This window comes from Pedobacter sp. MC2016-15 (genome assembly GCF_026239695.1).
Lineage (GTDB): Bacteria > Bacteroidota > Bacteroidia > Sphingobacteriales > Sphingobacteriaceae > Pedobacter.
On record NZ_JAPIVS010000002.1, the window covers coordinates 625,437 to 639,336 of the forward strand.

General features: G+C 44.4%; 8 protein-coding genes. All 8 read left to right on the forward strand.

Annotation, left to right across the window (positions count from 1 at the left end; all coding sequences use genetic code 11):
* Nucleotides 1-8 precede the first annotated feature (8 nt).
* The 8 genes from OQY15_RS07480 to OQY15_RS07515 all read left to right on the forward strand — a co-directional run bounded on the left by OQY15_RS07480 (nt 9) and on the right by OQY15_RS07515 (nt 13,892).
* A complete protein-coding gene (locus OQY15_RS07480; RefSeq protein WP_265789622.1) occupies nt 9-1,022 on the forward strand; it encodes a LacI family DNA-binding transcriptional regulator in 1,014 nt (337 codons plus the stop codon).
* A 436-nt stretch (nt 1,023-1,458) separates the two neighbouring features.
* Nucleotides 1,459-4,443 (forward strand): TonB-dependent receptor, encoded by a 2,985-nt coding sequence (locus OQY15_RS07485; protein ID WP_265789624.1) that lies wholly within the window; start codon nt 1,459-1,461, stop codon nt 4,441-4,443.
* An 18-nt stretch (nt 4,444-4,461) separates the two neighbouring features.
* Nucleotides 4,462-6,030 carry a RagB/SusD family nutrient uptake outer membrane protein gene (locus OQY15_RS07490; RefSeq protein WP_265789626.1) on the forward strand — a complete coding sequence of 523 codons (1,569 nt, stop codon included), beginning with the start codon at nt 4,462-4,464 and terminating at the stop codon, nt 6,028-6,030.
* A gap of 109 nt (nt 6,031-6,139) precedes the next feature.
* Nucleotides 6,140-7,183: a SusE domain-containing protein gene (locus OQY15_RS07495; protein ID WP_265789628.1), complete on the forward strand. Its 1,044-nt coding sequence runs from the start codon at nt 6,140-6,142 to the stop codon at nt 7,181-7,183.
* A gap of 100 nt (nt 7,184-7,283) precedes the next feature.
* Nucleotides 7,284-9,131 (forward strand): glycoside hydrolase family 13 protein, encoded by a 1,848-nt coding sequence (locus OQY15_RS07500; RefSeq protein WP_265789630.1) that lies wholly within the window; start codon nt 7,284-7,286, stop codon nt 9,129-9,131.
* A 1-nt stretch (nt 9,132) separates the two neighbouring features.
* Nucleotides 9,133-9,804 (forward strand): beta-phosphoglucomutase, encoded by a 672-nt coding sequence (gene pgmB / locus OQY15_RS07505; RefSeq protein ID WP_265789633.1) that lies wholly within the window; start codon nt 9,133-9,135, stop codon nt 9,802-9,804.
* Nucleotides 9,805-9,813: 9 nt separating this feature from the next.
* Complete coding sequence (locus tag OQY15_RS07510) at nt 9,814-12,135, forward strand: glycoside hydrolase family 65 protein (RefSeq protein ID WP_265789635.1); 2,322 nt, start codon at nt 9,814-9,816, stop codon at nt 12,133-12,135.
* Entirely contained in the window at nt 12,132-13,892 is a 1,761-nt protein-coding gene (locus tag OQY15_RS07515) for an alpha-amylase family protein (protein ID WP_265789637.1), read from the forward strand. Before OQY15_RS07510 ends, OQY15_RS07515 begins: the two co-directional genes overlap by 4 nt.
* Nucleotides 13,893-13,900: the final 8 nt, after the last annotated feature.

Sequence of the window (13,900 nt, forward strand, 5' to 3'; positions counted from 1 at the left end):
CTGCTTAAATGAGTAACTTCAATATAAAAGAATTGGCCAGGGTGCTGAACCTATCCACCTCTACGGTCTCCAGGGCCTTCAGGGATAATGGTGATATCAGCAAAGAAACCAGGGATAAGATATTGGCTGCGGCAAAGGAGCATAACTACCAGCCAAACCATTATGCCAGTAACCTGCGTGAGCAACGCAGTAAAACTATAGCGGTAATTGTTCCTGAACTGGGAAATAACTTCTTTTCACAGGCTATCCATGGGATAGAACGTGTGGCCCGTGAAAAGGGCTACCACATCCTAATTTACGCTACGGATGATGATTATGAAAAAGAGGTCGCCTTTATCAGGCACCTGCACAATGGCCGTGCAGACGGCATCATTATGTCTGTTTCTGGCGAAGAAAACGACCATAACTACCTGAATGAGCTTAATCAGCAACGCCTGCCGCTGGTGTTCTTCGACAGGGTTTATGAGGATATTATCACGCCCCGCGTGATTACCAACGACTATAACAGTAGTTTTTCTGCTACGAAACACCTGATCAAACAGGGCTGTAAACGCATTGCTTATCTGGTGATCAACAAAAACCTGTCTATCGGAAAAACCCGGATGCAGGGATACCTGGATGCACTGGAAAAATATGATATCCCATTTGATGACGACCTGATCGTAGACTGTACCAATAGTTATAAACGAAATGATGTCATCCTCAAGGACATGTTCAAAAAGCTAAAACCCGATGGCGTTTTTACTTCCGTAGAGCGTTTGGCATTCGCTACCTATTATGCCTGTTACGATTTGAATTTATCGATACCTCAGCAGGTGAAAGTTGTTGGTTTTTCAAGCCTTCAGATCGCGCCTTTGCTAAACCCTTCACTCACTACAGTAACCCAGCCTTCTACACAGATAGGTGTTGAAGCTGCATCGCTTCTGTTCAAAATGTTAGCTGCTCCGGAGCAGGTTAACAACAGTGAAACTGTGGTCCTCGATTCAAAATTAATCAAGCGGAATTCTACCGCAAAAAGTTAAGTCCGGGCTGCTGTTTTTCAGCCCGTTTTTGTCTCTGTTTTTTGAAAAAAAAATCGGTGTCCGACTCAAAATACGCAGAATTACTGATTTTTAATCTGACTGCTGCTGTAAAATAGTCAGTAATTCCGGGAACGTTCCCGGAATCGTTCCCGGAAAAATAGTCAAATTAGGCTTAGTGTATAAAAAACACTTTAATTCGTTTTTAAATCGATGTAATACATTGTAAATCAATATCATGTATCTGTATTTGTTTAAAATGTGTAAATAGTTGTTAAGAATTTATTGGTGATAAATCTCTTTTTGGGAGTATAAAATATCGTGCTAAAATTTATTTTGATATAAAATTTGGAAATAATGACGGCAGATGTAAATTTAACCGGAGTGTATTAAACACTTAAACACTACCCAAATATATAACCCAAAAAGAGCAATAAATATGAAAGTATTTTACGTGATGAGGCGAGTTTTGCTGCTGGTTTTAACCTTCGCAGCAATTGCCGTACAAGCACAAACCGGCACCGTTACTGGTAAAGTAATTGACGAAACAGGACTGGGACTTCCCGGTGTTTCTGTCCAGGTAAAAGGCCAGCCAAAAGTTTCCAGTACAGATGCAAAAGGTAACTACAGACTGACAGGTCTGGCAAACGGACCTGTGACGCTGACAGCCACTTATATAGGCTACCGTTCTGAAGATATGGACATCGTGGTGAAAGCCAGTACTGTGGCCAACTTCTCCCTCAAACCAGATGCACAAAATCTCAGCGAAGTAGTGGTAATCGGATACGGTACCGCACAGAAAAAAGATCTTACAGGATCTATCACTACTGTTGGTGCCAAAGAATTTCAACAGGGTAATATCACTTCTCCTGAACAGCTGATCTCTGGTAAAGTTGCCGGTGTATCTATTACCTCAAATGGTGGTGCACCAGGTTCAGGAAGCACGATCCGCGTTAGGGGCGGTGCTTCACTAAACGCAAGTAACGACCCTTTAATCGTAGTTGATGGTGTTCCTTTCAGCAGTAACTTATTGCCTGGTGCTACCAGCAGTAATGTAATTGCCGGTGTAGGTAACCCACTCAGTCTGATCAACCCTAATGATATCGAAACTTTTACTATTCTGAAAGATGCAAATGCCACTGCGATCTATGGATCAAGGGCATCTAACGGTGTAATCCTGATCACTACCAAAAAAGGTAAATCGGGCGCTCCGGTAATCAACTTCAGTTCTACTAATTCTTACCTGACGGTTGCTAAAAAAGTGGATGTCTTAAATGCTGACCAGATCCGTGCTTATGTAAATGCGAATGGAAATGCAGACCAGAAAGCTTTGCTGGGAACGGCAAATACCGACTGGCAGGATGTTATCTACAAAAATGTATTCAGCACAGACAACAATCTGAGTATTGCCGGCGCATTTAAAAAAGTTCCTTACCGTTTTTCAGGAGGGTATCTTGATCAAAAAGGTTCGCTCCGTACAGATAACTTAACGCGTGCCTCAGCTGCATTAACGTTAAACCCATCATTCTTTGAAGACCACCTGAAAGTAGACTTAAACCTGAAAGGTACGCTGAGCGAATCTCGCTTTGCAAACCAGGATGCCGTAAAAGCTGCTATCCAGTTTGACCCAACTCAGCCGGTTTATGCAAATAATCAATATGGCGGATACTTTGAATGGGTAGGTTCTACAGGACAGTTAAATCCTAATGCACCAAGAAACCCACTGGGACTGATTGAGCAAAAAACAGACAGAGGCAAAGCGGACAGAAGTTTTGGTAACTTAAGACTGGACTACTCTTTCCATTTCCTGCCTGAGTTACACGCTAATGCGAACGTAGGTTACGATGTATCCAAAGGATATGGAACAACCAATATTCCTGCATTTGCAGCACAGAGCTTTGGTACTGAAGGTTTGGCCTCGCAATACAGTTCTGTTCAGCACAATAAACTGGCTGAATTTTACTTCAACTATGCCAAAGACCTGAAAAGTATTAACAGTAATATCAATGCTACGGCTGGTTACGGTTACTATGATAACTCAACTACCACTTATAACTTCGCCAGCTACAGAGCTACAGGTACTGTATTGAGCACTCCAGTATTTCCTTTCGATACACAGCAGAACAGATTGCTTTCTTACTATGGTCGTGTGGTATACACGCTTGCAGATAAGTACATCTTCTCTGGTACAATGCGTGCCGATGGATCTTCTAAATTCAGCGAAGACAACAGATGGGGTTATTTCCCTTCAGCAGCTTTTACTTGGAAGGCAATCAATGAGTCTTTCCTGAAAGAAAGTAAAGTTCTGTCTGATTTAAAACTACGTTTAAGCTACGGTATCACTGGTCAGCAGGACGGTATTGCTAACTATAGCTTCCTGCCAAACTATTACAACAGTGCCAATGAGCAGCAGTATTATATCGGTGGTCAGTACTACCATTTCTATACGCCAATTGCTTACGACAGAAACCTGAAATGGGAAACTTCTACAACTTATAACGCCGGTATCGACTACGGTTTGTTTAAAGGACGTGTTTTTGGTAGTGTAGATGTGTATTACAAAAAAACCAAAGACCTGCTGAGTACTGTACCTATTCCGGTAGGAACCAACTTCAGCAACTTATTGCTGACCAATGTGGGGAACATGGAGAACAAAGGTATTGAGGCAAGTATCAACGTGGGTATCATCAAAACTGAAGATCTTACCTGGGATATGGGCTTTAACGTAACTTACAACAGAAATAAAGTAACTAACCTTTCCTTAAATCCGGATCCTAACTATAAAATCGGAGCAGGTGATATCACTGGTGCTACCGGTACTACGTTAAAATGGAATGCTGCAGGATATCAGCCAGGTTCGTTCTTTGTGTACAAACAAGTATATAATGAGCAGGGTTTACCAATCGAAGGTGTTTATGACGACCTGAACAATGATGGCGTGGTAAATGATCAGGACAGATATTTCTATAAAGCACCACAGGCGAAAGTAATCCTGGGCTATACGACTTCATTGAACTATAAGAAATGGACGTTAAGTACAGTGCTTCGTGGTAACCTGGGCAACTACATCTATGACAACGTGTCTTCTAACCTGGGTGTAAACAGAAATGTACTGAGCCCAAGCGGACTGATCAATAACGCAGGTAGCTCACTGCTGCAAACCAACTTCACATCCAACCAGTTCCTGAGTGATTATTATGTACGTAATGCCTCATTCCTGAAAATGGATAACGCAGGTCTTGCCTATAACTTCGGCAGGCTCTCACCAAACAGAGCTACTACGCTGCGCATCAGTGCAAACGTTCAGAACGTATTTGTGATCTCTGATTACAAAGGTATCGACCCTGAAAATGCATTGGGTATTGATTACAACCTGTACCCAAGACCAAGAACATACAGTCTGGGTGTAAACGTTGGTTTTTAACATTTATAATTTAAGAAGATGAAACTATTCAAAATATTTACGGCTTCAGCCATCCTGGTGGCTACGCTCTCGTCTTGTAAAAAAGACCTGAATCTAACGCCTACCAATGACCTGACTGCCGATAAGGTATACAGCTCGGCGGCAGGATATAAACAAGTTCTTGCAAAAGTTTATGCAAGTTATGCTACAACCAGTGGTTTGGCATCTGACAAGAGTGATCTTGGCGGTATCGACGCGGGTACCTCTGACTTTATCCGTCTGTACTGGAATGCTCAGGAACTGACCACAGATGAAGGTCTGTGTGTATGGAATGACCCTGGGGTATATGAACTGAACTACCTTACGTTCAGCTCAGAAAACATCATCCTGCGCGGATTGTACACCAGAAGTTTGTACCAGATTACTGTAGCGAATGAGTTTTTACGTGAAAGTACGCCTGAGAAACTGGCGTCCCGTAACATCACGGGTGCTGATGCAACTGCCATTGCTGCATACAGGTCTGAGGCAAGGTTTTTACGTGCTTACCAGTACTGGGTGCTGATGGACTTGTTTGGTAACCCGCCAATCCTGACTGAAGCAAACGAAATTGGAATTGTTTCTCCACAGCAGATCAAACGTGCAGAATTATTCAAATATGTAGAATCTGAATTGCTGGCTATTGAACCTGAATTGCAGACTGCCAATGAATATGGCAGGGCTACAAGAGGTGCTGCAGATATGTTATTGTCTCGTTTATACCTGAATGCCGCAGTGTATACAGGTACTGCAAAAAATACTGAGGCCATTACTTATGCCAACAAGGTAATCGCTGGTCCTTACCAATTGCATTCGGCCTACAGAAACCTGTTCCTGGCGGATAATGATAAAAGTAATCCGGAAACTATCCTGGCTATCAACTACGATGGAAACTTTACGCAGAACTATGGTGGAACAACTTTCATCATCAATGCATCGATCAACAGTGATATGAACCCTACTTCGTTTGGTGTGCCAAATGGCGGATGGGGCGGTATCCATGCCAGCTCTACTTTGCCGGCAATGTTTGGTAATGCAACAACTACTGACTCCAGATATATGTTTTTCGGTACGAAAGCTGCCAATGATGATATCGGTGTCTTTACAGATGGTCTGCGTGTCACCAAATTCAGAAACATAACTCAGGGAAATGTTGCTGGTTCTTCTACCAACGGTACCTTCAGTACAGTGGATTTCCCAATCTTCCGTTTGGCTGAGGCTTACCTGAACTATGCTGAAGCTGTAGTGCGTGGTGGTTCTGGTGGTTCAACTGCTGAGGCCGTTGCCTATGTGAACCGTTTGCGTCGTCGTGCTTATGGTAACGACTCCGGAAACGTTGCTGCACTGACGCTGGACAATATTTTAGCAGAGAGAGCAAAAGAATTTTACTGGGAAGGTTACAGACGTACTGACCTGATCCGTTTTGGTAAATTCACTGACGGTTCTTACCTGTGGCCATGGAAAGGCAGTGTTAGAGCAGGACGTGCAGTTGCTGCCACTCGTAGTATCTTCCCTCTGCCATCAGCTGATATCATCGCAAACACGAACCTAGTTCAAAATCCAGGCTATTAATTCAAGTAAAATGAACCCGTGATAATTAAAATAATGATTAGATATACTACAATCATTATTTTAATTATCAACGGCTCCATCTTTCAGATAAAAATATAAACATAAAAAGATGAACGCATTATCTATAAAAAGCTTAGCCTTCAGCATGATCGTACTGATGTTCATGTCATGCAAAAAGGACGAAAATAAAGTGGTGGCCGGAAACGGTACCGCACCGGCATTAACTTCTTCTGCAGTAGCTACGCAGGTACTGAAGGAGGAAAACGCTGAAACAAATTTTGGGGTCTTTAACTACAGCGCATCCAGCTTTGGTTTTGAAGGCAATGTAGTATCTTATACCGTTCAGGTTGATGTTGCAGGAAATAACTTTAAAGCGCCCAAAGAATTATCTGCGGGATCATTACTCACAAAAACAGTAACCGTTGCTGAAATCAACAGTATCAGCAATCAGCTGAAACTGGTTAATGGTGTAGCAGGCAAGATTGATGTAAGGGTAAAAGCAAGCATCAGCGATAAACATCCTGCAGCCTACTCCAATACGCTGACCTATACGATCACTCCGTACCAGATCATCATTGACTATCCGTCACTGTATGTGCCGGGTAGTTATCAGACTACTGCCTGGACTCCTGCTTCAGCAGCGAAGATCTCTTCTGTTGCTGATGATAAAGCTTACGAAGGATTTATCTATTTCCCTGACGCAGTGAATGAATTCAAAATCACTTCTGCACCAAACTGGGACAATGTGATATACGGAACAGCTGCAGCTGGTAAAATAGTTGCCGGAGCTGGAGATAACCTGAAGGTTACAGGTGCGGGATATTACCTGCTAAAAGCAAACACTACGGCACTGACTTACTCGGCAGTAAAAACTACATGGGCTGTAATGGGTGCCGCAACTGGAAATGTTGAAACGCCAATGACCTATGATATGACTACCAAAGTATGGACGGTAACCAAAGCACTGTCTGCCGGAACATTGAAGTTCAGGGCTAACGGTACTGACGCCATCAACTTCGGAAGCAACGCAACTGCTGACGGAACGCTGGTAGCTGGCGGAACAGCTATTCCTGTAGCTGCTGCAGGAACTTATAAGATTACCTTTAACGTAAGTATCCCTGGAAATTACGTTTACTCGATACTATTACAATAACAAACACACACCACCCGTGCCCTGATCTTTATCAGGGCACTTTTTTTAGTTTATCCCTCTCAAATTATCTTTCCGGTCAGTTTAGAAAACAAGCAAAAAAATGAAGAAGTTATACGTTATTTTCCTGGTGCTGCTCTCAGCAAATACATGGGCACAGTCGAAATTGGATCATGTAGATCCACTGTTCTGGTTTACCGGAATGAAAAATCCGAAACTGCAGCTGCTGGTGCATGGTAAAAACATTAAAGGCTACACAGCTACGCTGAACTACCCTGGTGTAAAACTGGTAGAAATCCACCAGGTAGAAAACCCTAACTATCTCTTCATCGACCTGGAAATATCCGCTGATGCGAAAGCCGGCAAATTCCCGATCTCATTTCTGGAGAAGGGTAAAAAGAAATTCGATTTTAGCTATGAGCTGAAAAACAGGGATGCCTCGCCATCCCGCATACAAGGTGTTACCAACAAAGACCTGATCTATCTCCTGATGCCAGACCGCTTCGCAAATGGCGATCCTTCCAATGATAAGGTGAAAGGGCTGGCAGAGCAAACGCTGAACCGCGACTCTATGTATTACCGCCATGGGGGCGATATCCAGGGGGTAATGAACCACTTTGATTACTTCAAAGACTTAGGGGTGACTACACTCTGGATGACACCAGAGATAGAAAATGACATGCCAAAAGCATCATATCATGGCTATGCTGTAACTGATCATTATCAGATTGATCCGCGTTACGGAACAAATCCCTTGTTTAAAACTTACGTAGAAAAAGCGCATGCAAATGGCTTTAAAATCATAAAAGATATTGTTCATAACCATATCGGTACAGGTCACTGGATCTTCAAGGATATGCCAATGAAAGATTGGGTAAACCAATGGCCGGTTTTTACGCAAAGCAGCTACCGCGATGAGCCTGTAATGGACATTCATGCTGCGGAAGGCGATAGAAAGAAAATGCTGGACGGATGGTTTGTACCTACGATGCCAGATTTGAACCAGAGAAATCCATACGTACAAAATTACCTGACACAAAACCACATCTGGTGGATCGAGTATGCAGGTATTGACGGACTGAGACTGGATACTTATCCTTATAACGAACCGGAATATATGGCCGACTGGGCGCAGAAGCTGAAAGCTGAATTTCCTCACTTGTCGATTTTTGGTGAAACGCTGGTAAACTCTGTAGCTTCACAGGCGTACTTTACGCAGGGAAATACAGTAAACAGGGGCTTTGATTCACAGCTGCCAGGTGTAACAGACAATGTATTGAAGAATACGATTTATGAGGCACTGAATGGTAAATCGGGATGGACGGACGGGATCTTCCGTTTATACAATATCCTCTCCCAGGATTTCCTTTATCAGGATGCTACCCGCAATGAGATCTTCCTTGATAATCATGACATGAGCCGTTTTTATTCAATGGTAAATGAAGATATCAATAAATATAAATCAGGTATCGCGCTCCTGCTCACGCTTCGTGGCGTACCTCAGCTGTACTACGGTACTGAAATTCTCATGAAAAATTATTCTGATCCGGATGGCCTGGTAAGATCTGATTTTCCAGGTGGATGGGCAGGAGATAAAATGAGTAAATTTACTGCTGCCGGACGTACTCCGCAGGAAAATGAAGCCTTTAACTTTGTGAGTAAACTGGCGCACTACCGCAAGGACAGCCCGGCTTTAACCACAGGAAAACTGATCCAGTATGTGCCTGAAGATGGGATGTATGTCTATTTCAGAACTACTGAAAACGGCCCGAAAAGTGTGATGGTAATTCTTAATGTTGAAGATAAAGCCAAAACCTTGAAGACTGACAGGTTTGCTGCACAGCTAAAGAACACTGCAGGATTAACGAATGTGATTACTGGCGGGAAACTAAATACAACCAAGGAGATTACCGTTCCGGCTAAAACTACGCTGGTACTAGAACTGAATTAAGATGAAAGATACGACGATAGCATGCATTTTTGACCTGGATGGGGTGTTGGTAGATACCGCAGTATATCATTACCAGGCCTGGAAAAAACTCGCAAACTCTTTAGGTTTTGACTTTAGCCATGAGCAGAATGAACAGCTGAAAGGGGTGAACCGTATGCGCTCCCTCGACAAAATTTTAGACTGGGGCGGCGTACAAAAAACGGAGCAGGAAAAAGAAGAACTGGCGACCCTGAAAAATACCTGGTATGTAGATATGATCAGTAAGATGTCGGCCTCAGAAGTTTTACCGGGCTCGCTGGAACTCCTGGAAGCGCTGCATGCAAAAGGGATTAAGATTGCCCTCGGCTCTGCCAGCAAGAACTCCGGACTGATACTGGAAAGAACAAACCTGACGCATTTTTTTGATGCTATCGTTGATGGCAATGCCGTAACGACATCTAAACCTGATCCGGAAGTATTTGTGAAAGGTGCCGGGCTACTGGAGGCCTCAGCAGAAGACTGTATCGTATTTGAAGATGCTGCGGCAGGGGTAGAAGCTGCACTAGCGGCAAAAATGGCCGTCGTGGCTGTGGGAGAAGAAAAGAACCTCCCGGGTGCAGATATTTATGTGAAAGATCTTGCTGGCGTATCAGTACAGCAATTGATAGATCTGGTGGTTCAAAAGAATAAATAAGTTACGCTGATGAAGAATTACATACAAGCAGAAGAGTGGAATATCATAGAGGAAGGTTTTGATCCTCATTTAAATAAAATATCTGAAAGTCTTTTTAGCCTCGGCAACGGGCGCATGGGACAACGTGCCAACTTTGAAGAAAGTTACAGCGGCGAAACACTACAGGGAAATTATGTGGCGGGGGTTTATTATCCTGACAAGACAAGGGTTGGCTGGTGGAAAAACGGCTATCCTGAATACTTTGCCAAGGTGCTCAATGCTGCCAACTGGATGGGTCTTCAGATCCACCTTGATGGCGAGGAGCTGGATTTACATGCCTGCAAGCTGAGAGATTTCAAACGTATCCTGAACATGAAGGAAGGTTACCTGCAACGCAGTTTTACCGCAGAGCTGGCTTCAGGAAAGCAAATCAGTGTTAAGGCACAACGTTTCTTCAGCATCGCAAATGATGAGGTTGCTGCATTACATTACCAGCTGACAGCACTTAATTTCTCCGGAAAGCTGGAACTGAGTTCTTTCATTGACGGCGATGTTAAAAACCAGGATTCCAATTATGATGAGAAGTTCTGGGATGAGGTAAGCAGAACGCAGGATGATAGTGGTTCGTTCCTGACGATGCGCACAAGGAAGACGGAATTCGAAGTGGTTACGGGCGTAAAAACTCTGGTATATGTAAAAGCTGACCAGATCGCGCTTAAAGCAGATGCTGACGTGAAAGATAAATATCTTGCGGAGAAGGCATCTTTTGATATCACACTTGATACTCCTGTTGATATTTATAAAATAGCGACTAACCTTTCTTCACAGAACTATGAACCTGCAGCCTTAACAGCTACAGCAAAATCTGTGCTGGAGGCGGCTGTACTAAAAGGATTTAAAACCTTGCTTGAAGAACAGGCTGCTGCATGGGCAACAAAATGGGAAGAAGGTGATATTATCATTGAAGGGGATGTTGCAGCACAGCAGGCGATCCGCTTTAATATTTTCCAGCTGAACCAAACTTATACAGGCAAGGATGCGCGTTTAAATATCGGCCCTAAAGGTTTCACCGGTGAGAAATACGGTGGCTCCACCTACTGGGATACGGAAGCATATTGTATTCCGTTCTACTTGTCTACAGCTCCGCAGGAAGTTTCAAAAAACCTCCTGGTATATCGCTATAAACACCTGGAAAAGGCCATTGAGAATGCTGAGAAGCTTGGGTTCGATAAGGGTGCGGCGCTGTATCCGATGGTGACGATGAATGGTGAAGAATGCCATAACGAATGGGAGATCACTTTCGAAGAGATCCACCGTAACGGAGCTATCGCCTTTGCGATCTTTAACTATATCCGCTATACGGGCGACCAAAGTTACCTGGCTGAATACGGACTGGAGGTGCTGATCGGCATTGCCAGATTCTGGAAACAAAGGGTAAACTGGAGTGAAGCCAGACAGCAGTATGTGATGCTGGGAGTAACGGGACCAAATGAATATGAGAACAACGTAAACAATAACTGGTATACGAATACGCTGGCGGCATGGTGTCTGGATTATGCGATGGAAGCTGCGGAGATTGTTAAGGCGGAAAACGCTGCAAGATACCAGGAGATCGTAACGAAAACTTCGCTCGACGAGTCGCAGGAGTTTGCCGACTGGAAAAGGGTATCTGAGCATATCTATCTTCCATATGATGAGGAAAAGGGAATATTCCTGCAGCAGGACGGCTTCCTGGATAAGGAACAAACGCTGGTAAGTGAACTGCCTGCATCACAACGCCCGATCAATCAGAAATGGAGCTGGGACAGGATACTGCGTTCATGTTTTATCAAACAGGCGGATGTACTGCAGGGGATGTATTTCTTTGAGGATAACTATGACATCGAATCGCTGCGCCGCAATTTTGATTTCTATGAATCACGTACGGTACACGAAAGTTCTTTGTCGCCTTGTGTACACAGCATCCTGGCAGCAAAGCTGAATGATGGTGCAAAAGCGTATGAGTTTTACCTGCGTACTTCGCGTCTGGATCTTGATGATTATAACAATGATACGGAAGACGGTCTGCACATCACATCGATGGCGGGTACATGGATGAGCATTGTAGAAGGTTTCGGAGGTATGCGTGTGCGCAATAACCAGCTTTCATTCAGTCCTTTCCTGCCGGAAGAATGGCAGTCTTTTGCTTTTAAAATTGGCTTCCGTGGTGTGCAGCTGCAAATAAAAGTGACACGTGAGGAGATTACTATCGTGAATCCTGCAGAAACATTAATGGACATTAATATCTTTAACCAATTGCACAGTGTGCCGGCAGGTGAAACGGTAATCGCTTATAAAGGGTTGACCGTATGATGAGCTCTTGCCGCACGGCTGTCTTAATGACTTTACTGGTTACAGGAATTATGGATGCAGGTATGGCACAGAACAAGAATAACAAGCTAATGATCTATCAGCTTTTGCCAAGGTTGTTTGGCAATAAGCAGCAGAATAATGTTCCTTACGGAACGATTGAACAGAATGGCAGTGGTAAGTTTGCTGACATAGATAACCGCGCACTGGAGGGTATCCATGAACTGGGAACTACACATGTGTGGTATACAGGGCTGATCGCTCATGGAACGCTGACGGATTACAGCAGCGCGGGGCTGCCTGCAAACAATGCCAATGTGGTGAAGGGTAGGGCAGGCTCTCCTTATGCGGTGAGAGACTACTATGATATAGACCCCGATCTGGCTACGGATGTGAAAAACCGTATGGCAGAATTTGAGGCGCTGGTAAAAAGGACACATGACAAGGGCATGAAGGTGATTATCGACTTTGTGCCTAATCACGTAGCGCGTGAGTACAAATCGCGCATGAAGCCCGCCGGTGTAAAAGACTTTGGCGAGGCTGATGATGTGAACCTGGCTTTTGGGGCTTCGAATGATTACTATTACGTTCCGGGGAAGGACTTTGTGGTTCCTGCCGCAAAATCTCATGAACAAACGCCACTCAGCGCTTTGCAGCAAAAATATTATAAGGAATCACCGGCCAAAGCCACGGGTAATAACGTGTTTTCTGAGCGGCCCTCAGTGGACGACTGGTATGAGACGGTGAAGCTGAACTACGGCATAGATTACCTGGACCACGAGAAACAACATTTTGATCCTACTCCGGGAGTGTGGACGAAAATGCGCGATATCCTGGTGTTCTGGACAAATAAAGGGGTAGATGGTTTCCGCTGTGATATGGCGGAAATGGTACCGCTGGCCTTCTGGAACTGGGTGATCCCTGAAGTGAAGAAGGTGAATCCTGACCTTGTATTTATTGGGGAAGCCTATGATCCTTCAAAGTATGAGTCTTTCCTGACAACGGGTAAGTTTGATTACCTGTATGATAAGGTGGGCTTATATGACGGACTAAAAAGGCTGATCAGAAGTGAGGAACATGCGGATGTTAATGATATCCGCAGGGTGTGGCAACATGAAAGCGCGGGCTTTGGCGACAAAATGCTGCGTTTCCTTGAAAACCACGATGAAGAACGGATTGCCTCAAATGGTTTTGTTGGAAGAGCCGAACTGGCACTGCCGGCAATGGTGGTGTCTGCAACTTTATCCGGCGGTCCGGTAATGACTTATTTTGGTCAGGAGGTGGGTGAGCCTGCCAGGGCTGCAGAGGGTTTTGGCGGCGATGATAACCGCACTTCGATATTTGATTACTGGGGCGTACCTGAGCACCAGAAATGGATGAACAACGGCGCCTTTGATGGCGGCGGACTGGGCACCGAACAAAAGGCGCTGCGGGATTACTATGTAAAACTGCTGCAGTTTGCCGGTAAGTCTGAAGCCATTGCCCATGGCAAGCTCTGGGAAATTCCTGTTGCCGGTAATATGAACAAAAGGATGTACGGATATGTGCGCTATACGGCTATGCAGCGCCTGCTCATCCTGGTCAACTTTGACCGTCATTACAGGATGGAATGCAACCTGCAGATCCCTGCGGAAATATTGCAGGGCAACGCTGTTGGCACTGTACGCGATCAGTTGTCCGACTTAACTATAAACGATATCAGGGAGAATACGATACCTGTATGGGTATTGCCAATGACCGCACAGGTCCTGGCTTTCTAAGCTCCGAA

Bases quoted from the DNA above. Each gene is read 5' to 3' on its own strand.
- OQY15_RS07490 (WP_265789626.1), top strand. From the start codon at position 4,462: ATGAAACTATTCAAAATATTTACGGCTTCAGCCATCCTGGTGGCTACG.
- pgmB (WP_265789633.1), top strand. From the start codon at position 9,133: ATGAAAGATACGACGATAGCATGCATTTTTGACCTGGATGGGGTGTTG.
- OQY15_RS07485 (WP_265789624.1), top strand. From the start codon at position 1,459: ATGAAAGTATTTTACGTGATGAGGCGAGTTTTGCTGCTGGTTTTAACC.
- OQY15_RS07495 (WP_265789628.1), top strand. From the start codon at position 6,140: ATGAACGCATTATCTATAAAAAGCTTAGCCTTCAGCATGATCGTACTG.
- OQY15_RS07500 (WP_265789630.1), top strand. From the start codon at position 7,284: ATGAAGAAGTTATACGTTATTTTCCTGGTGCTGCTCTCAGCAAATACA.
- OQY15_RS07515 (WP_265789637.1), top strand. From the start codon at position 12,132: ATGATGAGCTCTTGCCGCACGGCTGTCTTAATGACTTTACTGGTTACA.
- OQY15_RS07480 (WP_265789622.1), top strand. From the start codon at position 9: ATGAGTAACTTCAATATAAAAGAATTGGCCAGGGTGCTGAACCTATCC.
- OQY15_RS07510 (WP_265789635.1), top strand. From the start codon at position 9,814: ATGAAGAATTACATACAAGCAGAAGAGTGGAATATCATAGAGGAAGGT.